The 23,672-nt window shown below is 67.2% G+C and carries 18 protein-coding genes; 7 read left to right on the top strand and 11 right to left on the bottom strand.

Annotation, left to right across the window (positions count from 1 at the left end):
- Positions 1-38 precede the first annotated feature (38 nt).
- The 10 genes from AC3WMR_RS22410 to coq7 form a co-directional block, all read right to left on the bottom strand.
- Positions 39-1,172 carry a glycosyltransferase family 4 protein gene (locus AC3WMR_RS22410; RefSeq protein ID WP_175217443.1) on the bottom strand — a complete coding sequence of 378 codons (1,134 nt, stop codon included), beginning with the start codon at positions 1,170-1,172 and terminating at the stop codon, positions 39-41.
- Positions 1,169-2,326, bottom strand: a complete 1,158-nt coding sequence (locus AC3WMR_RS22415) for a glycosyltransferase family 4 protein (RefSeq protein WP_492265183.1) — start codon at positions 2,324-2,326, stop codon at positions 1,169-1,171. Before AC3WMR_RS22415 ends, AC3WMR_RS22410 begins: the two co-directional genes overlap by 4 nt.
- Positions 2,323-3,438, bottom strand: coding sequence for a glycosyltransferase family 4 protein (locus AC3WMR_RS22420; protein ID WP_492265182.1), 1,116 nt, complete (start codon positions 3,436-3,438; stop codon positions 2,323-2,325). The genes AC3WMR_RS22415 and AC3WMR_RS22420 overlap by 4 nt, the downstream gene beginning before the upstream one ends.
- Positions 3,439-3,441: 3 nt before the next feature.
- Positions 3,442-5,373 carry an asparagine synthase (glutamine-hydrolyzing) gene (gene asnB / locus AC3WMR_RS22425; protein ID WP_492265181.1) on the bottom strand — a complete coding sequence of 644 codons (1,932 nt, stop codon included), beginning with the start codon at positions 5,371-5,373 and terminating at the stop codon, positions 3,442-3,444.
- Positions 5,374-5,418: 45 nt separating this feature from the next.
- Complete coding sequence (locus tag AC3WMR_RS22430; protein WP_492265180.1) at positions 5,419-6,561, bottom strand: glycosyltransferase family 4 protein; 1,143 nt, start codon at positions 6,559-6,561, stop codon at positions 5,419-5,421.
- Positions 6,562-7,911: a murein biosynthesis integral membrane protein MurJ gene (gene murJ / locus AC3WMR_RS22435; protein ID WP_492265179.1), complete on the bottom strand. Its 1,350-nt coding sequence runs from the start codon at positions 7,909-7,911 to the stop codon at positions 6,562-6,564. It abuts the gene before it with no gap.
- Position 7,912: 1 nt separating this feature from the next.
- Positions 7,913-8,938 (bottom strand): SDR family oxidoreductase, encoded by a 1,026-nt coding sequence (locus tag AC3WMR_RS22440; RefSeq protein WP_492265178.1) that lies wholly within the window; start codon positions 8,936-8,938, stop codon positions 7,913-7,915.
- Positions 8,939-8,950: 12 nt separating this feature from the next.
- Positions 8,951-10,228, bottom strand: a complete 1,278-nt coding sequence (gene tviB, locus AC3WMR_RS22445; protein WP_492265177.1) for a Vi polysaccharide biosynthesis UDP-N-acetylglucosamine C-6 dehydrogenase TviB — start codon at positions 10,226-10,228, stop codon at positions 8,951-8,953.
- Between the two features lie 97 nt (positions 10,229-10,325).
- Positions 10,326-11,429: an MraY family glycosyltransferase gene (locus AC3WMR_RS22450; protein WP_492265176.1), complete on the bottom strand. Its 1,104-nt coding sequence runs from the start codon at positions 11,427-11,429 to the stop codon at positions 10,326-10,328.
- Positions 11,430-12,195: 766 nt separating this feature from the next.
- On the bottom strand, positions 12,196-12,873 hold the full coding sequence (gene coq7, locus AC3WMR_RS22455; RefSeq protein ID WP_492265175.1) for a 2-polyprenyl-3-methyl-6-methoxy-1,4-benzoquinone monooxygenase: 678 nt from the start codon (positions 12,871-12,873) through the stop codon (positions 12,196-12,198).
- A gap of 121 nt (positions 12,874-12,994) precedes the next feature.
- Here coq7 and AC3WMR_RS22460 point away from each other — a divergent pair, with 121 nt between their 5' ends.
- The 4 genes from AC3WMR_RS22460 to AC3WMR_RS22475 all read left to right on the top strand — a co-directional run bounded on the left by AC3WMR_RS22460 (position 12,995) and on the right by AC3WMR_RS22475 (position 17,442).
- Positions 12,995-13,438 carry an OsmC family protein gene (locus AC3WMR_RS22460; protein WP_183007172.1) on the top strand — a complete coding sequence of 148 codons (444 nt, stop codon included), beginning with the start codon at positions 12,995-12,997 and terminating at the stop codon, positions 13,436-13,438.
- Positions 13,439-13,477: 39 nt separating this feature from the next.
- Complete coding sequence (locus AC3WMR_RS22465) at positions 13,478-14,449, top strand: thymidylate synthase (protein WP_492265174.1); 972 nt, start codon at positions 13,478-13,480, stop codon at positions 14,447-14,449.
- 379 nt (positions 14,450-14,828) lie between these two features.
- Positions 14,829-16,892: a putative bifunctional diguanylate cyclase/phosphodiesterase gene (locus AC3WMR_RS22470; protein ID WP_492265173.1), complete on the top strand. Its 2,064-nt coding sequence runs from the start codon at positions 14,829-14,831 to the stop codon at positions 16,890-16,892.
- A 64-nt stretch (positions 16,893-16,956) separates the two neighbouring features.
- A complete protein-coding gene (locus tag AC3WMR_RS22475) occupies positions 16,957-17,442 on the top strand; it encodes a dihydrofolate reductase (RefSeq protein ID WP_492265172.1) in 486 nt (161 codons plus the stop codon).
- 11 nt (positions 17,443-17,453) lie between these two features.
- On the opposite strand, the gene AC3WMR_RS22480 is transcribed toward AC3WMR_RS22475, so the two are convergent.
- Positions 17,454-18,872: an aminotransferase-like domain-containing protein gene (locus AC3WMR_RS22480; protein WP_492265171.1), complete on the bottom strand. Its 1,419-nt coding sequence runs from the start codon at positions 18,870-18,872 to the stop codon at positions 17,454-17,456.
- A gap of 168 nt (positions 18,873-19,040) precedes the next feature.
- On the opposite strand from AC3WMR_RS22480, the gene aptA reads away from it, so the two are divergent.
- From aptA to AC3WMR_RS22495, 3 genes are all read left to right on the top strand, one after another.
- Positions 19,041-20,366 (top strand): omega-aminotransferase AptA, encoded by a 1,326-nt coding sequence (gene aptA / locus AC3WMR_RS22485; protein WP_025139401.1) that lies wholly within the window; start codon positions 19,041-19,043, stop codon positions 20,364-20,366.
- 150 nt (positions 20,367-20,516) lie between these two features.
- Entirely contained in the window at positions 20,517-22,010 is a 1,494-nt protein-coding gene (locus AC3WMR_RS22490; RefSeq protein ID WP_492265170.1) for a CoA-acylating methylmalonate-semialdehyde dehydrogenase, read from the top strand.
- A 75-nt stretch (positions 22,011-22,085) separates the two neighbouring features.
- Positions 22,086-23,591, top strand: coding sequence for a M81 family metallopeptidase (locus tag AC3WMR_RS22495; protein WP_492265169.1), 1,506 nt, complete (start codon positions 22,086-22,088; stop codon positions 23,589-23,591).
- Positions 23,592-23,672: the final 81 nt, after the last annotated feature.

A 23,672-nucleotide genomic window follows, 5' to 3' on the forward strand; every position in this document is an offset into this window, starting at 1 on the left:
CGGCGTCCGACGGCGCCGCGCGCAGGCCCGCCGGTACGCTACGCGCTGAGCGTGTCGTACAGGTCCACGTGGATTCGGGCGACGCGTTCGATGTTGAACTCACGCTCGGCCAAGGCCCTGCCAGCCGCGCCCATGGCCTGCCGCAACGCCGGATCGCCAGCCAGGCGGGCAATCGCGTCGGCCAGCGCCTGCGGGTCGCGCACCGGCACGAGCAGCCCAGTCTTATCCGGATCGATCGCATCGCGGCAACCGGGCACATCGGTGGTCACCACGGCGCGGCCGCACGCAGCAGCTTCGATCAACGACTTGGGCAGGCCCTCGCGATACGACGGCAGCACCGCGATGTGCGAGGCCGCATACAGCTGCGGCACATCCGAGCGCTCGCCCAGTGCCTCGACACACCCCTCGCGTTGCCAGGCGTCCACCTCGGCCTGGGTGGCCGATGCGGGATTGCCGGCGTCCACGCCGCCCACCAGGCGCATCGTCACGGGCACGCCGCGCTCGCGCAGCAGCCTGGCGGCCTGCACGAATTCCTGCACGCCCTTGTCGCGCAGCAACCGCGCCACCATGGTCGCCACCACGGGCGGGGTGGCAGGTTCGGGCTGCGCCCGGTAGTCGTTCAGGTCCACCCCGGCGCCGCGGATCAGCACCACCTGTTCGTCACGCACCGCCCCCAGCGACTTGAGCATGTCGCGGTCGCTGGCGTTCTGGAAAATCACGCGGCTGTTGGGGTGCCCCAGCGCGATGCGGTACAGCCGCGCCACCACGGCGCGCACCAGCCGCATCTTGAGTGAATTGGACAGGAACACGAACCCCAGCCCGGAGATCGCCGCGACCATGCCCGGCACGCGAGCCAGGCGCGCGGCGATGCCGCCATACAGGACCGGCTTGATGGTCACCAGGTGCACGACCTGCGGCCGCAAGCGGCGGAACAGCCGCAGCAGCGCCATCAGCGTGCCCAGCTCCTGCAACGGATGCTTGCCGCTGCGCGTCATGGGAATGGCGTGGTGCGTCATGCCCAGCGCCTGGATATCCGCCACCGCGGGGCCGTCCATCGTGGCCACATGCACGTCGTAGCCGGCGCGCTGCGCGGCCAGCGCCAGCGGCACCCGGTGCGACATGAAGAACGCGGGGTTGTTGACGACGAACAGCAAACGACGGGCGGCGCTCATGCCGGCGCTCCGGAAATGCGGCGCCAGACCGCGATGTAGCATTGCACCATGCGCGCCAGGTCGAAGTTTTCCAGCACCCGGGCCCGTCCGGCTTCGCCCGCACGCCCCTGACCGCGCGAAGCCACTTCACGCAGGCCGGATTCGATGCCGCGCGCCAGCGCCTCGGGCTGCTCGGGCGGCACCACCACGCCGGTCTCGCCGATGATGTAGGCGGCATCGCCCACGTCGGTCGCCACGCAATAGACGCCGCAGGCCATGGCTTCGGCCACCACATTGGGGAAGCCCTCCGCGCAGCTGGACAGCACGTGCAGGTCCAGCCCGTTCATCACGGCGGGTACGTCGTCGCTGGGGCCGGCCAGCACCAGCCGGTCGCGCAGATTCAGCTTGTCGACCAGCGCCATCAGGTCCGAGTTGTCCGCGGTCATGCCGCGCCCCACCAGCACGCAGCGCAGGCCGGCATCCCGGCCATCGCGCACCAGCGCGGCCACGGCACGCAGCAGGTTGGCATGGTCTTTCAGCGGGTCCCAGCGGGCCACGCAGCCAATCACCGGCACGTCGCCAGCCAGGCCCCATTGGGCCCGCACGCGTTCGCGCGCTGCCGGGTCCGGGGCGTAGCGCGACAGGTCATAGCCATTGGAGATCACCACCATGCGATCGCGCCGGTAGCCCTTGGCGGCATGGCGTTCGGCGGCGTTCTGCGCGGCGCAGACGATGGCGCGCGGCAAAACGCCCGACAGCGCCGCGCACGCGCGCAACACCATGCGCGCCGAACGGCTGCTGCGCTCAAGGTGCGCACCCGAATTGCGGATGCCCCAGGCAATCGCGCGCACGCCGGCCAGGCGGGCCGCGACGCCGCCGATCAGGTCGGCGTGGTACATCCAGGTCTGCACGGCCTGCGGCTGGGTCTGCGCGATCAGCCGGCGCAACGCCATGAAGCCGCCCAGCGTGATACGGCCGCGCGGCATGCCCAGCGTATGCACGGCGACGCCCGCCGCACGCAACCGTTCGCCGTACACACCGTCATCGGTCAGCGACACCACCACGTGTTCGACGGCCTGATCCGGATAGGTGGCCAGGCGCCACAGCACGGATTCCGCACCGCCCTGCCCCAGGCCGGTGATCACATGCAGGACGCGCAATGCGGCTTGGGTCATCGCCCTTCCCTTACGGCTTCGAACAATTCATCCCATTCGGACAGCACGCTGGCCAGCGCATAGCGCTGCCGCACGGCAGCCGCGGCGCGCACGCCCATCTGCTGGCGCAGCACCGGATCGCTCAACAGGCGCCGCAGCGCCTCGCGCAAGGCGTCGCGGTCCCCGGCAGGCACCAGCAAGGCATCCTGGCCGTCGCGGGTCATTTCGCGCGGGCCGCTGGGGCAATCGAACGCGGCGCAGGGCAAGCCCAGCGCCATGGATTCCAGCAGCACATTGGGAAACCCTTCCACCAGCGAACTCAGCACGAAGGCCTGGCCACGAGCCAGTTCTTCCCACGGTGTTTCGGTACGGCCAGGCAGTTCGACGCGCGATTGCAGGCCCAGCTGCGCGACCTGCTGCTCAAGCGCGCCGCGCTCGGGGCCTTCGCCCCAGATGCGCAGGTTCCAGTCGGGGAAATCGGGCGCCAGCTGCGCAAAGACATCGATCAGCAGGTCGAACTGCTTGTCGGTCACCAGGCGCCCCATCGCCAGGAGCGTACGCGGCGAGCCGTCATCGGTCTGCATCACCAGCGGCGCATCCAGCAGGGGCGCGGGCAAGGGGTTGGGAATGACCGCCAGGCGTTTGATGCCTGGCACCTGGCGCGAAAACGGGCCAGCCGTGTCGGCTGCCTGCACCGTCACCATGTCCGCGCGCGGATACAGCAGGCGGCGCAGCCGGCGCCACACCGTGCCCGTGGTGGTCTCGGCCACGGGGTTGGTACGCTCGCAGACGATCAGCGGCGCGCGCAACCCGCGCGTGGCCAGGATCGCGGCGACATTGACGTTGGTCAGAAAGGACACGACGACATCCGGCTGGGTATCGCGGATATGCCGACGCAGCGCCAACAGGCGCCGGAATGCGGCCAGCGGACCCGACACCCGGGTGCCCGCCAGGTCTGCTAGCCAGTCCAGCTTGACCTTGTCCGACAGGGGATAAAAGCAGGTCCCCTTGGACGAATACGTCGGCGTCAGGGTGACATCGTCACCGCGTTCGGCCCAGGCGTTGACCAGCGTGGCGGCCACGCGCTCGGCGCCCCCGGCGTGCATGGAACTGACCAGCATCAATATCTTCATTCGTCAGCGACTCCCAAACGTTCCTCCTTGCTCACCGCCTGCGCGGTAGCGGTCCAACCAGGCTTGCATCATCAGCACGCCCCACAGATGGCTATCCCAATTGCGATGGCCGGATACATGCTCGCGCCACTTGCGCAAAATGGGTTCCGGCTCGAACCAGCCTTCCTGGCGCAGGCGCGCCGGGTCCAGCAGGGCCTCGGCCCAATCGCGCAGCGGGCCGCGCAGCCAGGCGGCCAGCGGTACGGCGAAGCCGCGCTTGGGGCGGTCCACCAGCGCCTGCGGCACATGTCGGTACAGCACCTGGCGCAGCAGCCACTTGCCGGTGGCGCCGCGCACCTTGTACTGGTGCGGCAGGCTCCAGGCGAATTCGTAGACGCGGTGGTCGATCAGCGGCACGCGCGTCTCAAGGCTCACCGCCATCGCGGCGCGGTCCACCTTGACCAGGATGTCGTCCGGCAGGTACGTGATCGTGTCCAGCTTCATCATGGATTCAAAGGTCGAACCGCGCATCGCCTGCGCGAACTCGGAGACCGGCTCGACGCCGCCCTTGACCACGCGGGCCGGATCGGACCAGTACGACACGAACAGGCGATAGAAGTCACCGCGCGTATCGGCGCGCAGCAACTCGCCCAGCTTGCCGACCTTGCCGCGCCAGGCGCCCCGGCCCGGCAGATGGGTGGACGCGCTGAGCAGCGCGCCCGCGGGCGTACGCAGCAGCGGCGGAATCCGTCCGAACTTCTGCCACCAGTTGTTGACCCGGAAATAGCGCGAATAGCCGCCGAACAATTCGTCGCCGCCGTCACCCGACAGGGCCACGGTCACGTGCTGGCGCGCCATGCGTGTCACCAGCGACGTCGGAATCTGCGACGAATCGGCGAACGGTTCGTCGTACATGTCGGCCAGCCCCGGCACCACGGCCAGCGCATCGTCCGCGGTGACATACAGTTCGGTGTGGTCGGTGCCCAGGTGCATGGCCACGGCTTTGGCGTGCTGCGCCTCGTCGTAGCCCTTTTCATGGAAGCCGATGGCAAAGGTGCGCACTGGCTGCGAGCTCTGCGCCTGCATCAGCGACACGATGGTCGACGAGTCGATGCCGCCCGACAGAAACGCACCCAGGCTGACATCCGACAGCATCTGGCCGCCCACGGCCTTGGACAGCACGCTTTCCAGCGCATCGGTCGCTTCGGCATCGGACCCGAACGACAAGCGCGATTGCGCCGCGGCGTCGGCGGCTTCACGTGCCGACCAATACACGCGCGGTTCCGGCATGCGGCGGCTGCGGGTATCGTCGGCGGTGAACTCGATCCAGGTGCCCGGCGGCAGCTTGGCGATGCCTTCATAGATGGATTGCGGCGCCGGAATGTAGTTGTGCCGCATGAACGAGGCCAACGCATTGCGGTTCAGGTCGCGGCCGAATCCCGGGATCGGCATCAGGCCCTTGAGCTCGGAGGCGAACACCAGTTCGGCGCCAGAATAACCGTAGTACAGCGGCTTTTCACCCATGCGGTCGCGCGCCAGCATCAGCTTGCGCGAGGCCCGGTCCCACAGCGCGATGGCGAACATGCCCACCGACGCCTGCAAGGTGGCCTCGATGCCCAGGGCGGTGAAGCCCGCCAGCAGCGTCTCGGTATCCGAATGGCCGCGCCAGGCCGGCGCCAGGCCGGACTGTTCCAGCTGCTGGCGCATGTCCAGGTGGTTGTAGACCTCGCCGTTGAACACCATGACGTAGCGGCCGCAGGCGGACACCATCGGCTGATGGCCGGCCTCGGTCAGGTCCTGGATCGCCAGGCGCACGTGCGCCAGTGCCAGCTCGGCGCCGGTGTCTTCCCAGAAGCCGTTGCTGTCCGGCCCGCGGTGGCGAATGCGGCGGCAGCTCTCCGCCAGCACTTGCGCCTTATCGCCCAGGGGGCCCCAAATTCCGACAATTCCACACATGATCTAGGTTCTCGTGGTCACCGCAGCAACGGCGTGGCGCGTGGCCTATCGGCCCGATCCACGCACGCCGTCAAAAAGTTCTTCCCATAGGCCCAGCACCCGCTCGGCCGAAAACCGCTCGCGCACGGCCGTGGCCGCCTGCGCCATGCGCTGGCGGCCGGCCTCGTCGGTCATGACCGCATCCAGCGCGCGGCACAGCGCATCCACATCGCCGTTGGGCCTTACCAGCACGCCGTCCACGCCTTCGCGCACGATCTCGCGCGGACCGGTGTCGCAATCGAATGCCACCGCGGCCAGGCCGCTGGCCATGGATTCCAGCAGCGTGTTGGACAGCCCCTCGAAACGCGAGGTCAGCACATACAGATCGGCGCTTTGATACCAGTCGCCCACGTTGCCTGCCCGCCCGGGCAGGCTGACGCGGTCTTGCAGGCCGGCGCCTTGCACTTGCGCCTCCAGTGCGCGCCGCTCGTCGCCTTCGCCCAGGATAACCAGATCCCAGTCCGGATGCGACGCCGCCAACCGGGCATAAGCCTGCACCAGCAGGTCGAAGCCCTTGTCCGCGTGCAGCCGGCCCACGGCCAACAGGCGCTTGCGGCCATCGCCCGCCCGCGGCGCCAGCATCGGTTCGCCCTTGGGCAGGGGCCAATGCACCGGATTGGGGATGACGGCCAACCGCGACCCCGGCACGTGCTGCGCCAGCCAGTCGGCAGTGCCGCGCGTCAGGGCCACGACACGCGCGGCCCGGGGGTACGTAAACCGGCGCAGGCGCTGCCAGAAACCGGACATGGCCTGCGACGGCGGATGGGTATGTTCGGTGGCGATGACGCGCGTGGACAGCCCGGTCGAGGCCAGCACGGACAGGACCGACGCCGTCGTCATCATGCCCAGCACGATATCGGGGCGAAACGCCTTGATCACGCGGCGCAGCGCGCGCACCCGCTGCACATTGCTCAGGATGCCGCGCAAGCCCCCGCCCTCGCCCGCCGTGTGCAGCACTTCGCGGCGCACGTTGGGGTGCAGGGTATAGACGTCGCCTTCGGTGCCGGCCTGCGTCACCACCATCACCTCGCGCCCCATGTCGGCCCAATGCCCGCTCAGGTCGGCGGCCACGCGTTCGGCGCCGCCGCCGTGCAGCGAATGGATGAACAGCAGCACGCGTTGCGCGCGGGCGGAGTCGGCTACGGGCATTCAGTCGGCCTCTTGGGGTTCAGCGCGGCGCAGGGCCACCACCAGGTAGCAGGCATAGGAAAGCAGGTACATCAGGCTGGTCGCCAGCATGATGCCGGCCGCGCCCATCTTGGGCGCCAGCACCACGTTCAGCCCCGCCTTCAGAGCAAAATTGCCCACCGCGATGGCGGACATGATGCGGTAGCGGTTCTGGCTGGCCAACAGTTGCACCAGGATCAGCACGCCGAAATAGAAGGGCAGTTGCAACAGGCCCCAGCGCAGCACGTGCGCCACGGCCTCAGTGTTTTCGGCGGTGAAGGCGCCGCGCTGGAACAGCACCGACACGCCCCACGGCGCCAGCAGCCAACCCACGGCCACGGCGGCAGCGCCAGCCAGCACCATCAGCATCGACCATTTCAGCGCCATGGCGCGCGCACGCGCGGTATCGCCCCGCGCCTGTACATCGGCCAGCACCGGCAAGGCCGCGCGGCCAACCGATACCGCGCCGATACCGAGCACCAGCGACAGCAATCGGCTGGCGTAGCCCAGCGTGGCGTTGGCATTGGCGCCCAGGTTGGCGGCCGCGTATTGGTCCAGCGGGCCGACGAAGCTCATGGCCACCTGGCCGATCAGCATCACGCCCGCGGCGCTCATCAGTTCGGGCCAGTGCGGCGACCGCCACGTCAACCGGGGCGAACCCCAGAAGCCGCCGTCGGCGCGCGCGGCCAGCCAGGCCAGCCAGACGGTCTGGATCGCGTAGCCCACCAGCGTGCCCCACAGCAGCGGCCCGACGCCATCGGCGCTGGCCGCCAGCATCACCCATGCCAACGTGGCGACCGCGGGCACGCTGTCCAGCAAGGTATTGACGTGGCGTTCGTGCGACCGCAGCCGCGCGGCGCTGATGCCGGCCACTAGCAGCAGGGCCGAGACCGGCGCAAAGGCCACCAGCAGGTCGCCGGTCATGCCGCCGACTCGCGCGGACAGGCCCTGGCCCAGGCTGCCCAGCACATGCGGCCAGGCGAACCAGGTCAGGAGCGCCAGCGCAATGCCGGCCGCCGCCACCCAGCCCTGCAGTTCACGGATGAATTGTTCCCGTTCGGCATCGTCGGCGCGGCGCAGGCGCACCAGCACCGGAATCAGCACCACCGACAGCACGCCCACGATCGTGACCGGCAGCCAGGTAGCCATGGTCATCGTGAATTGGTAGGCGTCGACGGCGTCGCTGACGCCGTAGCGGTACGCCACCGCCATTTCCTTGACGGCGCCGGCGGCCTTGCCCAGCAGCAGGAACACCGCCACCCGGAACGCGCCCTTGAAGATGCGCTGGTGGTCCGGGTGGATGGTGCCGAGTTTTCGGATGAGTGCTTTCAAATCAACGCAGGAATTGCGTGTACCAGGGCATTGCCACTTCCAGGCCCTGCAGCACGGTGTGCGTGGGCTGGTAACCCAGCAGGCGGCTGCCCTTGCTGACATCAGCCTGCGAATGGCGCACGTCGCCGGCGCGGAAGTCGCCGTAGACCGGCTTCTTGCCATAGGCAACGTCTTGCTTGCCCAGCGCCTGCACCAGGAAACCGAACAGATCGTTCAGGGTGCTGCGGCCGCTGACGGCCACGTTGTAGACCTGGTTGCGTGCCTCGGGCGGCGCCATGGCGGCCAGGATATTGGCCTGCACGGCGTTGTCCACGAAGCAGAAGTCGCGGCTGGTCTCACCGTCGCCATTGATGGTGACGTCGTCGCCCTTGATCATGGCGGCGGTCCACTTCGGGATCACGGCGGCATAGGCGCCGTCCGGGTCCTGGCGCTTGCCGAACACGTTGAAGTAGCGCAGCCCCACCGTCTCGAAGCCATACGAGCGCGCAAACACGCTGGCGTACAGTTCGTTGACGTACTTGGTGACGGCGTACGGCGACAGCGGATTGCCGATGTTCTCTTCGACCTTGGGCAACGCCGGGTGGTCGCCGTAGGTGGAGCTGGAAGCCGCGTAGACGAAGGATTTCACTTCGGCGTCGCGTGCAGCGACCAGCATGTTCAGGAAGCCGCCGATGTTCACCTCGTTGGTGGTGATCGGGTCTTTCAGCGAACGCGGCACCGAACCCAGGGCCGCCTGGTGCAGCACGAAGTCCACGCCCGCGGTGGCGCGGCGGCAGGCTTCCAGGTCACGGATGTCGCCTTCGATGAAGCTCAAGCGGCTCCATTGCTCGGGCGTCACGGCGCCGCGCACTTCGTCCAGGTTGCGCTGGTGGCCGGTGGCGAAGTTGTCCAGGCCGACCACGGTCTGGCCCAGCTTGAGCAGCGTTTCCAGCAGGTTCGAGCCGATGAAGCCGGCGCAGCCGGTCACCAGCCACTTGCGCGGCGCGGCGGAAAGTTCACGGGTAACGGTTTCGTAGCGAGTGGTCATGGCCGTATCCTCTTACAGACGCAGATCGGATTCGGCGGGCGACAGCACGTACTTCAAGTCGTACAGGATGTGCTCGGCCTTGCCCAGCTTGCGGATGCCTTCGGCGCCCAGGGCCTTGAACTGATTGTGCGCGACGGCCAGGATCACGGCGTCGTACTTGCCCTCTTCGGGCTTGGCGACCGGCGTGATGCCGTATTCGTGCACGGCTTCTTCGGGTTCGACCCACGGGTCGTACACGTCCACGTCGACGTTGTAGTCGCCCAGTTCCTTGACGATGTCCACGATGCGCGTGTTGCGCAGGTCGGGGCAGTTTTCCTTGAAGGTCAGGCCCATCACCAGCACGCGTGCGCCCTGCACGTGAATGCGGCGCTTGGTCATGGCTTTGACCAGTTGCGACACCACGTAGCCGCCCATCGAGTCGTTCAGGCGGCGGCCCGCCAGGATGATCTCGGGGTGGTAGCCGATGGACTGCGCCTTGTGCGTCAGGTAGTACGGATCCACGCCGATGCAGTGGCCGCCCACCAGGCCCGGACGGAACGGCAGGAAGTTCCACTTGGTGCCCGCAGCTTGCAGCACGGCCTCGGTGTCGATGCCCATCTTGTTGAAGATCAGGGCCAGCTCGTTGATCAGCGCGATGTTGACGTCGCGCTGGGTGTTCTCGATCACCTTGGCGGCCTCGGCCACGCGGATGCTGGACGCCTTGTGCGTGCCGGCGGTGATGATCTGCTTGTACAGCTGGTCCACCAGTTCGGCGACTTCCGGGGTCGAGCCCGAGGTGACCTTCTTGATGGTACTGACGCGGTGTTCCTTGTCGCCCGGGTTGATGCGCTCGGGGCTGTAGCCGGCGTAGAAGTCGACGTTGAACTTCAGGCCCGACACGCGTTCCAGCACCGGCACGCAATCTTCTTCGGTGGCGCCGGGGTAGACGGTGGATTCGTAGATGACGATGTCGCCGCGCTTGAGCACGGCGCCGATGGTCTCGCTGGCCTTCACCAGCGGGGTCAGGTCGGGTTGCTTGTATTCGTCGATCGGGGTGGGCACGGTGACGATGAACACGTTGGTCTGGCCCAGCTCGGCGCGGTCGGCGGTGTAGCTCAGGTGACTGGCTTCGACCAGCTCGGCATCGCTGACTTCCAGCGTGTGGTCGTGCCCGGCCTTCAGGGCGTCGATCCGGCGCGTGTTGATATCAAAACCGATGACCGAGCGCTTCTTGCCGAACTCGACCGCCAGCGGCAGGCCGACATAACCCAGGCCGACAACCGCGAGTTTCACATCCTGAATACGCAACATAACTCTCCCTTCACCGTAAAACGATTACGGCATTTTAAATATGGTCGGGGTAATGGATAACCGGGCCCCCGGCGGATATCGCCGGGGCGCCCAAGACTTAATCGGCCCGCAAGACGGAAGGCAGCAACAGCCACCCCGGACGGCGCCAGGACACCAGCCGCGCGTACAGCCAGATATAGACGCTGGCGAACACCACCAGACTGGCGCCAAGCGCCCAGGCGTTGTCCCACCAGATGGTGGCGGGCACCAGGCCGATCAGGGCCAGCACCCACATGTACGGCGACGCCAGGGCGTTGCACAGCGCGGGCACGGCATGGCGGCGGCCGCGGCTGAAGGTCACGCGGACCAGGCGACGGAACACCAGTTGATGCAGGTGCAGCGCATCGGGCTGGTCCACCGGCACGCCACGCTTGAAGCGGCGGCGCCAGATGGAGAACCCGGTTTCAAAGACGGGGTAGAACAGCACGGCCAGCGCGTAGAACGGCGACACCGAGGGGTTGCGCACCACCAGCAGCACAGCCAGTTCGGCCAGCATGAAGCCCAGGAAATACGCTCCGCCGTCGCCCAGGAAGACGCGGCCGAACGGGAAGTTCCAGACCAGGAAGCCCAGCGTGGCCGACGCCAGCGCCGCCGAAATCAGGAAGATCGGCACGTCGCCCACTTGCAGCGCCACCAGGCTGATGGAAACGGCCATCAGCGTGGCGACCATGCCGGCCAGGCCGTTCATGCCATCGACGATGTTCAGGGCATGGGTACAGCCGCCCACGGCGAACATCGTGAAAAGCAGGGAAACGGGCCAATAAGACAGGACGTAATCCACCGGCGCCATGCCGACGCGGCTGACGCCGCCCAGCAGCCACCAGGCGATCGCGGCGGACAGGAAGGCAGCCAGCAAGCGCTTGCTGGCGCCGATATCTTTGGTGATGTCTTCGAGCAGGCCCGCCACGAACACCGGTAGCGCCGAGACGAACAGGGCCGGCCACAACCAGGTCAGGGTCATGTTGTCGGGCCCGAGCACCAACAGGCCCAGGAGCGTGCCGGCCAGCACGGCCAGGCCGCCGACGCGAGGCGTGGCGCGCGAATGGTTCGCTTGCGGTTTGTTGAGGTCGCTGTCGCCGGTGAAGGCGCCATGCCAGCGCTCCGACGCCACGATGATTCCGCCCACCATGAACGCGACCACGCATATGTACAGCCAGGTCACAAGGTCACCTTTGGTTGGTCTATCGAGACAGGCCCGCCATTATCGGCGGCAGGTGTAACGCCCATATATGGGAGGAATAAGGAAGTGCAATGCACCGGGACAGAACGTAACACCCGTGGAAATACGGATTTCATGGATTAATTGTAGAGCTTTCCGTCTTGGCGCACGCGAAATATCCAAGGGAAAACGCCAAGAACTTCCCGGGGAAACCGACCCTGGCGGCACCGGCCTCCACTCAGGCAATCCGCACAGTATCCTCGCTAAATAGGGACGGATTATTCCAGGATAAAAAAAAGCCCGAGATCGTAAGATCTCGGGCTAAATCCACCAAAGGAGGAGGGTGGAGGAGACAACCGTGGCATGTTGGGAGCGGCCTGGAGGTTTCGCTCGCTACGCTGTCGGGGTTTGGCTTGCGGATTGTGCTTGCCTTGGTACCGCGCCGACTGCGTTTCAACATCCGATGAGATGCATAGTATCGGGTTTTTTTGTGCGATGCAAGAATTTTTTCACGCTCGCGGCGACATGACATTCCACGTTGCATTTTTGCCGCACGTTGCGGGTCACCTGCCTGGAAAGCCGCAGCCAGCAATGACCTTGCGACATGGCGGGTTTTTGCCGAACGGGTTAACCCCTTGCGGACTTACCCTAGACCTTGCCGGGTAATCCCGCCCTATGATTGGCACCAGAAAGGTGCATCCGGCACCAATATGCGGCAATTTTTGCGCATTGCAACATTTTTTGCTCCCCACCGCGGGGCAGCGCGCGTTCAGATCCAGTACGCCGTGGTGGTCATGACCTTGGACATCGCCCGCATCGCCGTCTTGACCGGCCCCGGTAGCGGCACGCCGCCGGCCGCCTCGGCGCTGGCGCGATGCTGGGCTTCGTCTTCCTTCATCTTCTGCACGATCTGGCGCGAACGGGCATCCTGTTCCGGCAAGGTGCGCAGGTGGCCGTCCAGGTGGGCCTCGACCTGCCGTTCGGTTTCGGCCATGAAACCCAGGTTGCGCGGCACGCCGGCATAGCTGGCCAGCACGCCCAGCGCAAACGAGCCGGCGTACCAGACCGGGTTGAGCAGGCTGGGCCGGCTGCCCAGCTCGGCCAGGCGCTGATTGCACCAGACCAGGTGGTCGACCTCTTCGCCGGCCGCTTCCAGCAGCAAGGCGCGCGGGCCGGGCTCGCGGCAGGCCGCCGCCTGCCCCCGGTACAGCGCCTGGGCGCAGACCTCGCCGACGTGGTTGACCCGCATCAGTCCTGCCGCGTGGCGCTTTTCCTGTGCCGACAGCGTGTCGGGCGCCTCGTCGGCGGTGGCCGGATTCGGCCGGCCGGCGCTGGCGCTGCCGGACAGCACGCGCAGCGCGCGGTCGGCTTCGGCCAGCAGGGCGTCCAGCGGACTGGCGCGACGCAGGAAAGAAGCGGGGCCGGATTGGAACAGGGCGGTGGACATGGACAACTCCTGGAATTGGGGCGCGCACACCCCTGATGCGGGGCGGGGCTCTCGTGCCTGGAATTGTACGCAACGGGTATCATCAGCCATTGACTGCGCTCAAGCACAAGGACACTGACAAATGGAATGCACGATCGACTGGGGCGGCCCCAACGGCATGCTCTTTACCGCCAGCACCGGCAGCGGCCACGTCGCGGTGATGGACGGCGCGGTGGACGGCGGCGGCCATAACCTGGCGCCTCGCCCCATGGAAATGCTGCTGGCCGGCACCGGCGGCTGCACCGCCTATGATGTGGTGCTGATCCTCAAGCGCGGCCGCCACGCCGTGAGCGGTTGCAGCGTCAAGCTGCAGGCCGACCGCGCCGACGTCGACCCCAAGGTGTTCACCCGCATCCATTTCGCTTTCACCGTCACCGGCCGCAACCTGCCGCGCGCCGCCGTCGAGCGCGCGGTGCAGCTGTCGCACGAAAAATACTGCTCGGCCTCGGCCATGCTGGAAAAGACCGCCGAACTGACGTTCTCGGTCGACATCGTCGACACCCAGGAAGCCCCTGCGACGGCCTGACGCGACCGCGCCCTTTCAGCCCTTACTCATTCTGTACCCATGAAACAATACCTGGACCTCGTTCAATCCATCCTGGACACCGGCGCGTGGCAGGAAAATCGGACGGGCATACGCACCCTGAGCATGCCGGGTGCCTCGCTGCGCTTTGACCTGCAGCAAGGCTTTCCCGCCGTGACCACCAAGAAGCTGGCCTTCAAGTCGGCCATCGGCGAGATGGTCGGCTTCCTGCGCGCCTCGCGCAGCGCCGCCGAATTCCGCGAGCTGGGGTGCAAGGTCTGGGACCAGAACGCCAACGAGAACAGCCAGTGGCTGGCCAACCCGTACCGCGAAGGCCCTGACGACCTGGGCCCGGTCTATGGCGTGCAATGGCGCCAGTGGCCGGCCTACAAGGTGCTGGACGCCCACCGCCAGGAACAGATCGCCGACGCGCTGGGCCGCGGTTACACGAAGGTTGCCGACCTGCGGGAAAACGGCGCCCCCAAGGTGCTGCTCTATAAAGCCGTCGACCAGTTGCGACTATGCCTGGACGCCATCCACGAGCGCCCGGGCGACCGCCGCATCCTGTTCCACGGCTGGAACTGGGCGCAGATCGAGGAAATGGCGCTGCCGCCCTGCCACCTGCTCTATCAATTCCTGCCCAACGCGACCACCCGCGAAATTTCCCTGTGCCTGTACATCCGCTCGAACGATGTCGGGCTGGGCACGCCGTTCAACCTGACCGAAGGCGCGGCGCTGCTGCACCTGGTGGGCCGGCTGACGGGCTATAAGCCGCGCTGGTTCACGTATTTCATTGGCGACGCCCACATCTACGAGAACCACCTGCCGATGCTGCGCGAACAGCTGACGCGCACGCCGTATGAAGCGCCCCAGCTCGTGCTGTCCGATCGCATTCCCGATTTTGCCCAGACCGGCCGCTACGAGCCCGAGTGGCTCGAGAAGGTCGAACCGGGCGATTTCTCGCTGGCGGGCTACACCCACCACGCGCCCCTCACCGCGCCGATGGCCGTTTGAGGCCATGGCGGTGCGGCCGCCTGGCGGCCGTCCGCCATGCCGGAACACGCAGGTGAAGATTGGTGAGCTTCTGGAAGCGCGTTTTCGGTATAACCCATCCCTTAGCCTCGGACGCGCGTCCAGCAAGCCTCGCGCGCCGTTGCTTCTGAACGGCCCATGCCGCGCCGTGCCTGCCGCTCGCCGCGAAACCGGGCACCCCGCCCGGCCTTCCCGGCCGCCTGCACCGCAGCGCCGCACCCCCTATCCAGAAAAGAGAGTACGTGAATCGCCAGCGTCGACAGCAGGACCCCCTTGCGGCCCGAATGCAACTGTTGACTACTAATTGATTTGAATTGAGGCCGGCGCGGCGGCTGTATGCGCTCAGGACAGGACCCCAAAAATGCTCGTTGGAATATATAACCCTTCGCTCGTCCTCGTATCCCTAGGGGTCGCCATCCTGGCGTCGTATACGGCGCTGGGCATGGCCAACCGCGTGCGGGCCGCGAACGGACTGCCGGCGGCGCGTTACTGGTTGGCCGGCGGCGCATTGGCCATGGGCATCGGCATCTGGGCCATGCATTTCGTCGGCATGCTGGCGTTCAGCCTGCCGATTCCCATGGGATACGACCTGCCGCTGACCCTGCTGTCGCTGGTGATCGCGATCGGCTGCTCGGCCTTCGCGCTGTGGATCGTCTGCAAGGACGAGCTGCCCTGGCCGCGGCTGATCGCGGGCGCGCTGCTGATGGGCGCGGGCATTGCGGCGATGCACTATATCGGCATGGCTGCGATGCAGATGACGCCCGGCATCTCCTACAACCCGGCCTGGTTCGCGCTGTCCATCGGCATTGCCGTGGCGGCCTCGGGCGCCGCGCTCTGGATCACCTACCGCCTGCGCCAGGACGGCCCGCGGGTGGCGCTGTCGCGGCCGCTGGCGGCCGTGGTCATGGGCATGGCCATTGTCGGCATGCACTACACCGGCATGGAAGCGGCCGGCTTCCCGGAAGGCAGCATCTGCATGGCCGCCAACAGCGGCATTTCGGCGGGCTGGCTGGCCATTGCCGTGACCGCCGTGACCCTGAGCGTGCTGGCCATCGCCCTGGTGGTCGCCGTGCTGGACAACCGCCTGGAAGCCCGCACGTCCGCCCTGGCCTCGTCGCTGGCCGAGGCCAACGAAGAACTGGTGCAACTGGCGTTGCACGACACCCTGACCAAGCTGCCCAACCGCATCCTGCTCGAAGACCGGCTGGAACAGGCCATTGAAAGCGCCAGCCGCCGCAAGGGCTATTTCGCCGTGCTGTTCTTCGACCTGGACGGCTTCAAGGCGGTCAACGACGCCTACGGCCACCATACCGGCGACGCCCTGCTGATCGACCTGGCCCAGCGCATTCGCCAGACGCTGCGCACGCAGGACACCGTGGCGCGCCTGGGCGGCGACGAATTCATCGTGCTGAGCGAGGTGGTGGAACCCACCGACGCCGCCAATGTGGCGGACCGCCTGATCGAGGCCATTGCGCGCCCGGTCATGGTGTACGGCCACGAAGTGCTGGTGACCTCCAGCGTGGGCATCGCCATCTATCCGAATGACGGCGAAGACACGCACGCGCTGCTGACCAACGCGGACGCCGCGATGTACCACGCCAAGCGCCTGGGCGGCACCGGCTACAGCTTCTTCGAGCCGTCCATGAACGCCGACGCGCACGAGCAGATCGAGCTGCTGCACGACCTGCGCCTGGCACAGGAGCGCGACCAGTTCGTGCTGCACTACCAGCCCAAGTACGAAGCGCCGGCCGGCCCCATCATGGGCGCCGAGGCGCTGCTGCGCTGGAACCACCCCACCCGCGGCCTGGTGGGCCCGGACCAGTTCATCCCCACGGCGGAAAAGACCGGGCTGATCCTGTCGATCGGCGAATGGGTCATCAACGAAGCCTGCCGCCAGATGCGCGAGTGGATCAACGCGGGCCAGGGCCACTGGACCATCGCCGTGAACATCTCGGCGCTGCAGTTCGCCCACGCCGGGCTGGTCGAGACGGTGCGCAGCGCGCTGGCCCGGCACGACGTGCCGCCGTCCTGCCTGACGCTGGAAGTGACCGAATCCACCGCCATGCGCGACGCCGAGGCCAGCCTGACCGTGCTCAAGCGCCTGTCGGGGTTGGGCGTGACCATCTCCATCGACGACTTCGGCACCGGTTATTCCAGCCTGCTCTACCTGAAGCGGCTGCCCGCCACCGAATTGAAGATCGACCGCGGCTTCGTCAACCAGCTGGAAAACGACAACGAAGATGCCGCCATTGTCTCGGCCATCGTCGCGCTGGCCCAGCAACTGAACCTGCGCATCGTGGCCGAGGGCGTGGAAACGACGGCGCAGCAGAAATTCCTGACCGGGCTGGGCTGCGACTCGCTGCAGGGCTTCCTGCTGGGCAAGCCGATGCCGGCCAGCGAATTCCTGGAACACGCGGCGGGCTGAATTTGCTACGCTTGGGGCCTTCCCGCCGGCCCTGCCGGCCGACTTCCCCAAGCCTCCCGACCGCATGTCCGCCAGCCTTACCTTGATCGTCGCCTATTCCACCAACCGCGCCATCGGGCGCGACAACGCCCTGCCCTGGAAATTGCCGGGCGACCTGGCGCATTTCAAGCGCAGCACGCTGGGACACCCCATCATCATGGGGCGCAAGACCTGGGAATCGCTGGGCCGCCCCCTGCCCGGGCGCACCAATATCGTGGTCAGCCGCAATCCGGACTTCAGCGCCGCCGGCGCCACGCTCGTGCCTTCGCTGGAAGCGGCCATCGCCGCCTGCGGCGACAGCGCCGAGGCCTTCGTTATCGGTGGTGCGCAGATCTACACGCAGGCATTGCCGCTGGCCCGCCGCATCCTGGCCACCGAGGTTCATGCCGAGGTCGAGGGCGACGCCTTCTTTCCGCTGCTGCCGGGCTTCCAGTGGAAGGAAACGGCGCGCGACGCGCAGCCCGCCGAGAATGGCTACGACTACGACTTCGTCACGTACGAGCGCGCCTGACCCCGCACGGCCTAGGCCGCGCCCGCATTGCGCATGAAGCGCCACAGCGCCGACGCCTCGGAATACGCCACGTTGAAGCGCACCCAGGGCGTATCGGCCTCGTCGGCCTCGAAATAGGAACCCGGCGCCAGCCAGATACCGTCTTTCAAGGCCAGCTCGGCCAGGCCATTGGCGCCGCGTTCGCGCCACTGGCCGGCCACCTTCGCCCACAGGAACAAACCGGCCTGGGGCCGCGCATAGACCTCGAAGCCATGCTGCGCCATCTGGCCGGCCACATTGGCGTGGGCCTGGGCCAGGCGTTCGCGGGTGCGCTCGATATGTGCCCGGTAGCGGCCTTCGCGAATGACCTGATGGACGATGCGCTCCATGATCTCGGGCGACGTCAGGCCGACCGCCATCTTAGTGCGGGCGATGTCGCGGGTCAGGTCGCGATGCGCCACCACGTAACCCACCCGCACCGACGGGCTGATGACCTTGGAATAGCCGCCCAGGTAGACCACCCGGCGTCCGCCATCCAGCGCCGCCAGCATGGGCGTGACACCCGGCGCGAGTTCGCGCGAGATGTCGTCTTCCACCACCCAAAGTCCATGGCGCTCGGCCAGTTGCAGGATGCGAAAGGCGTTGGCCATGCTGATGCTGGCCCCCGAGGGGTTCTGCAGCGCGGTATTGACGAACAGCGCCCGCGGCCGGTGTTGCACGGCCGCGCGCTCCAGCGCATCGCAATCCAGGCCGTCCAGGGTGCGCGCCACCGGCACCACCCGCAGGCCGGCCAGGCGCAGCATCTGCAACAGATTGGCGTAGGCCGGCTGCTCGACCAGTACGGTGTCGCCCGGCCGCAGCAGGGTGCGGATCACCATGTCCAGCCCGTGGGTCACGCCCTGGGTCAAGAGCACCTGGGAGACCTCGACCTCCATGCCCTGCGCGCTGAGCGTGGCGGCGATGGTTTCGCGCAGCGGCGCGTAGCCGTACGGATGCCCGTAGTGGGCAATGCGCATGGCCGGCACCCGGCCCATGTGGCGCAGCGCCACGTGCAGGCCTTCTTCATTCAGCCATTCGCCGGGCAGCCAGCCGCAACCCGACTTGATGGGGATGGAGTGGTCCGCGAAGATGTCCGACAGCAGCCAGCTTGCGTTTAAGCGGGGCGGCTCCCAGGATTGCGGCTCGCCCCGGCGCGCGGGCGCGTCTGGCTGGGCCACCCGATAGCCGGCGCCCGGCCTTGCGGCCAGCCAGCCCAGCGACACCAGGCGGCTGTAGGCGCTGGCGACCGTGAAGGTGCTGACGGCGTGCTGGCGCGCGAACTCGCGCACCGAGGGTAGGGACATACCCGGACGCAGCAGTTGGGCCTCGATGGCTTGCAGAATGGCCGCCACCAGCTGGTCCACCAGCGTGGGGGCCTGGCCGCGGGCACGCACGGGCTGGAAATCGATCACGGCAGGAAAGCTAACTGTACAGTTGTCATGCTTGCAACTATACAGTTAGCCCGCTTTGCGCGGATTGTATATTTTCAATCCGCGCGGGACGCACCAGAATCATTTGCATCCGCCGGCTGCCTGCACGCGACGCAAGCAAAGCCGGGCCTGTCACCCCCTGGAGCCGCCATGAACGCCCCCGCCGAGTTGCCCGACCTGTCCCATCTCTGGATGCCCTTTACCGCCAATAAACAGTTCAAGGCGCATCCCCGCATGCTGGCGGCAGCGAAAGGCATGTACTACACGTCGGCCGACGGTCGCCAGATCCTGGACGGCACGGCCGGCCTGTGGTGCGTGAACGCCGGCCACGGCCGCCAGGAAATCGTCGATGCGATTTCCCGCCAGGCCGGCATCATGGACTACGCCCCGGGCTTCCAGCTGGGCCACCCGCTGGCCTTCGAAGCCGCCACCGCCGTGGCCAGCTTCATGCCGCAGGGCCTGGACCGCGTCTTCTTCACCAACTCGGGTTCCGAGTCCGTCGACACCTCCCTGAAGATCGCCCTGGCCTATCACCGCGCCCGCGGCGAAGGCCAGCGCACCCGCCTGATCGGCCGCGAACGCGGCTACCACGGCGTGGGCTTTGGCGGCATCTCGGTGGGCGGCATCTCGACCAACCGCAAGACCTTCTCCGGCGCGCTGCTGCCCGCCGTGGACCACCTGCCCCACACCCACAACCTGGAGCAGAACGCCTATTCCAAGGGCCAGCCCGCCTGGGGCGCCCACCTGGCCGACGAACTGGAACGCATCATCGCGCTGCACGACGCGTCCACCATCGCCGCCGTGATCGTCGAGCCCATGGCCGGCTCCACCGGCGTGCTGATTCCGCCGAAGGGCTACCTGGAAAAGCTGCGCGAAATTACGTCCAAGCACGGCATCCTGCTGATTTTTGACGAAGTCATCACCGCCTACGGTCGCCTGGGCGCCGCCACCGCGTCCGAATTCTTCGGCGTCACGCCCGACCTGATCGCCATGGCCAAGGGCGTGAGCAACGCCGCCGTGCCCGCGGGCGCCGTCGCCGTGCGCCGCGAAGTGCACGACGCCATCGTCAACGGCCCGGCCGGCGGCATCGAGTTCTTCCACGGCTATACCTATTCGGCCCACCCGCTGGCCGCCGCCGCCATCCTGGCGACGCTGGACATCTACCGCCGCGAAGACCTGTTCAGCCGCGCCCGCAAGCTGTCGGGCGCGTTCGAACAGGCGGCCCACAGCCTGAAGGGCGCACCGCACGTCATCGACGTACGCAACCTGGGCCTGGTGTCCGGCATCGAACTGGCGCCGCGCGCTGGCGCCCCGGGCGCCCGCGCCGCCGAAGTGTTCCAGAAATGCTTCGACAGCGGCCTGATGGTGCGCTACACCGGTGACATCATCGCCGTCTCGCCCCCGCTGATCATAGAAGAAGCCCAGATCGGGCAGCTGTTCGAGCAGATCGGCAAGGTGCTCAAGGAAGTCGCATGACGGGGCGCCCCGCCGCTGCGCGCACGCGGCGCCGACGGGGCCGTTGCTCCCACCTGCGCGCGGGGCAGGCCCGCGCGCACTGACACACACTCGCGGGCGGCCCTGGGCCGCCCTCCGGCATTTTCAAAGAACCCGTTCCGAGCCTTTCCCATGAAGAAGATTCCCCACTACATCAACGGCCAGCACTACGACGGCCGCAGCAACCGCTACGCCGACGGCTTCAATCCGGCCACCGGCGAAGTGACCACCTCGGTTCCGCTGGCGTCCACCGACGAAGTAGCGCTGGCCGTGGCCTCGGCCAAGGCCGCCTTTCCCGCCTGGTCCGAAACGCCCGCACTCAAGCGTTCGCGCGTGCTGTTCAACTTCAAGGCGCTGCTGGACAAGCATCAGGACGAGCTGGCCGAGCTGATCACCCGCGAACACGGCAAGGTGTTCTCGGACGCCAAGGGCGAAGTCATGCGCGGCATCGAGATCGTGGAATTCGCCTGCGGCATTCCGCAATTGCTCAAGGGCCAGTATTCCGACCAGATCGGCGGCGGCATCGACAACTGGAGCATGCGCCAGGCCTTGGGCGTGGTGGCCGGCATCACGCCGTTCAACTTCCCCATGATGGTGCCGTGCTGGATGTTCCCGGTGGCCATCGCCTGCGGCAACACCTTCGTGCTCAAGCCGTCCGAACGCGACCCGTCGGCGTCGCTGCGCCTGGCCGAACTGCTGACCGAAGCCGGCCTGCCCCCCGGCGTCTTCAACGTGGTGCATGGCGACAAGCAGGCCGTGGACGCACTGATCGCGCACCCCGACGTCGAGGCCCTGTCCTTCGTCGGTTCGACCCCCATCGCCGAATACATCTACGCCGAAGGCACCCGCCGCGGCAAGCGCGTGCAGGCCCTGGGCGGCGCCAAGAACCACCTGGTGGTGATGCCCGATGCCGACCTGGACCAGGTCACCGACGCCCTGATGGGCGCAGCTTACGGCTCTGCCGGCGAACGCTGCATGGCCATCTCGGTGGCCGTGGCGGTGGGCGACGTGGCCGACAAGGTGGTCGAGCGCCTGATCCCGCGCGTCAAGGCCCTGGTGGTCAAGGACGGCATGAACGGCGACGCCGAAATGGGCCCGCTGGTCACCGCCCAGCACCGCAACAAGGTCATCGGCTACATCGAGGACGGCGTTGCCGCCGGCGCCGACATGCTGGTCGACGGCCGCGGCCTGACGGTGCCGGGCAACGAAAAGGGCTTCTTCCTGGGCGGCACGCTGTTCGACAACGTCAAGCCGGCCATGAACATCTACCGCGAAGAAATCTTCGGACCGGTGCTGTGCATCGTGCGCGTGCCTGACTTCGCGTCGGCGGTGGAACTCATCAACGCCCATGAATTCGGCAACGGCGTGGCCTGCTTCACGTCCGACGGCGGCGTGGCACGCGCATTTGCGCGCCAGATCAAGGTCGGCATGGTCGGCATCAACGTGCCGATCCCGGTACCCATGGCCTGGCATTCGTTCGGCGGCTGGAAGCGCTCGCTGTTCGGCGACCACCATGCCTACGGCGAAGAAGGCATCCGCTTCTATTCGCGCTACAAGAGCGTGATGCAGCGCTGGCCGGACAGCATCGCCAAGGGCGCGGAATTCACCATGCCCGTGGCCAAGTAAACGCGCCACGCGCGTCCACACCGCCCCGGCCGCGGCGGCCGGGGCTTGCCGAAAGACACAACAAGGGGAATCCTGATGCGCATCGGGATAGGCGGCTTTCAGCATGAAACCAATACGTTCGCGCCGTCACGCGCGACGTGGGAAGACTTCGCCGACAAGGGCGGCGGCTGGCCCAAGCTGGTCAGCGGCCCGGCGATGTTCCAGGCGGTGGCCGGCGCCAACATTCCAGTGGCCGGCTTCATCGAGGCGATGGGCAACCACACGCTGCTGCCCGCCACCTGGGCCGCGGCCAGCCCTTCCGGCCTGGTCACCGAAGACGCATTTGAACGCATCAGCGCGCTGATCCTGCAGGGGCTGTCGCAGGCCATGCCGCTGGACGGCGTCTACCTGGACCTGCACGGCGCGATGGTCACCGAGCACCTGGACGATGGCGAAGGCGAACTGCTCAAGCGCGTGCGCGCGCTGGTGGGGCCAGACGTGCCGGTGGTCGCCAGCCTGGACCTGCACGCCAACGTCACGCGGGCCATGGTGCAACATGCAGACGCGCTGGTCTGCTATCGCACCTATCCGCACATCGACATGGCCGAAACCGGCCAACGCGCCGCCGCCTTGCTGGCGCGGCGCCTGGCGGGCGCGCCGCGCAGTCACGTCGCGCTGCGCCAGCTGCCCTACCTGATCCCGCTGTGCTGGCAGTCCACCGACATCGAGCCGTCCCGCAGCCTGTACCAGCTGGTGGGCGAACTCGAAACGCGTGGCGCGCAGAGCGTGTCGTTTGCCACCGGCTTTCCAGCAGCCGATTTTCCCGACTGCCTGCCCGCCGTCTGGGCCTACGGCGCAACGCAAGACGAGGCCGATGCGGCCGCCGATGCGCTGACCCGCGCGGTGCTGGATGCCGAGCGCGATTTCGGCGGCACGCTGTACACCCCGGACGATGCCGTTGCCACCGCCTTGCGGTTGGCGCAGGACGCCAGCGCGCCCGTCGTCATCGCCGACGCGCAAGACAACCCGGGCGCCGGCGGCAGCTCCGACACCACCGGCCTGCTGCGCGCACTGATCCGCCACAACGTCCGCGACGCCGCCATCGGCCTGATCGTCGATCCGGCGGCGGCACTGGCCGCGCATCGCGCCGGTGTCGGTAAGACGGTCCGAATTTCATTGGGTGGACATTCGGGTATTCCTGATGACGAACCCCTGGACGCCGAGTTCATCGTAGAGAAAACTTCGAATGGGCGCTTCGATACGCACGGCGCGTTCTACCGTGGTTTCCACATGGATCTGGGCCCCAGCGCCTGCCTGCGGATCGGCGGCGTGCGCATCGTGGTGGCGTCCAGCAAGGTGCAGATGGCCGACCAGGAAATGTTTCGCTTCGCCGGCGTGGACCCGCGCCGCGCGGCGATCCTGGCGGTGAAGAGTTCGGCGCATTTCCGCGCCGATTTCACCCCCATCGCGCACACGATTCTGGTCTGCGCGGCACCGGGCTCGATGCTGATGGATGCGGCTAAACAACCATGGACACGGCTGCGTCCGGGCATCAGAATGGCGCCTTGCGGCCCGGTCTTCGCCGGACCCGCTACAGCCTGACCCTCGCACGCCGCGCCCCTGGCGCGGCGCGTTAACGACGTAGCGGCTCGACATGCCGCTCACTACGCATCAAGGGGATTT

Source organism: Achromobacter sp. FW305-C-28, assembly GCF_058783235.1.

Coding starts and splice junctions, on each gene's coding strand:
- AC3WMR_RS22410 (WP_175217443.1), bottom strand. CDS start 1,172: ATGAGCGCCGCCCGTCGTTTGCTGTTCGTCGTCAACAACCCCGCGTTC.
- AC3WMR_RS22415 (WP_492265183.1), bottom strand. CDS start 2,326: ATGACCCAAGCCGCATTGCGCGTCCTGCATGTGATCACCGGCCTGGGG.
- AC3WMR_RS22420 (WP_492265182.1), bottom strand. CDS start 3,438: ATGAAGATATTGATGCTGGTCAGTTCCATGCACGCCGGGGGCGCCGAG.
- asnB (WP_492265181.1), bottom strand. CDS start 5,373: ATGTGTGGAATTGTCGGAATTTGGGGCCCCCTGGGCGATAAGGCGCAA.
- AC3WMR_RS22430 (WP_492265180.1), bottom strand. CDS start 6,561: ATGCCCGTAGCCGACTCCGCCCGCGCGCAACGCGTGCTGCTGTTCATC.
- AC3WMR_RS22440 (WP_492265178.1), bottom strand. CDS start 8,938: ATGACCACTCGCTACGAAACCGTTACCCGTGAACTTTCCGCCGCGCCG.
- tviB (WP_492265177.1), bottom strand. CDS start 10,228: ATGTTGCGTATTCAGGATGTGAAACTCGCGGTTGTCGGCCTGGGTTAT.
- coq7 (WP_492265175.1), bottom strand. CDS start 12,873: ATGTCCACCGCCCTGTTCCAATCCGGCCCCGCTTCTTTCCTGCGTCGC.
- AC3WMR_RS22460 (WP_183007172.1), top strand. CDS start 12,995: ATGGAATGCACGATCGACTGGGGCGGCCCCAACGGCATGCTCTTTACC.
- AC3WMR_RS22465 (WP_492265174.1), top strand. CDS start 13,478: ATGAAACAATACCTGGACCTCGTTCAATCCATCCTGGACACCGGCGCG.
- AC3WMR_RS22470 (WP_492265173.1), top strand. CDS start 14,829: ATGCTCGTTGGAATATATAACCCTTCGCTCGTCCTCGTATCCCTAGGG.
- AC3WMR_RS22475 (WP_492265172.1), top strand. CDS start 16,957: ATGTCCGCCAGCCTTACCTTGATCGTCGCCTATTCCACCAACCGCGCC.
- aptA (WP_025139401.1), top strand. CDS start 19,041: ATGAACGCCCCCGCCGAGTTGCCCGACCTGTCCCATCTCTGGATGCCC.
- AC3WMR_RS22490 (WP_492265170.1), top strand. CDS start 20,517: ATGAAGAAGATTCCCCACTACATCAACGGCCAGCACTACGACGGCCGC.
- AC3WMR_RS22495 (WP_492265169.1), top strand. CDS start 22,086: ATGCGCATCGGGATAGGCGGCTTTCAGCATGAAACCAATACGTTCGCG.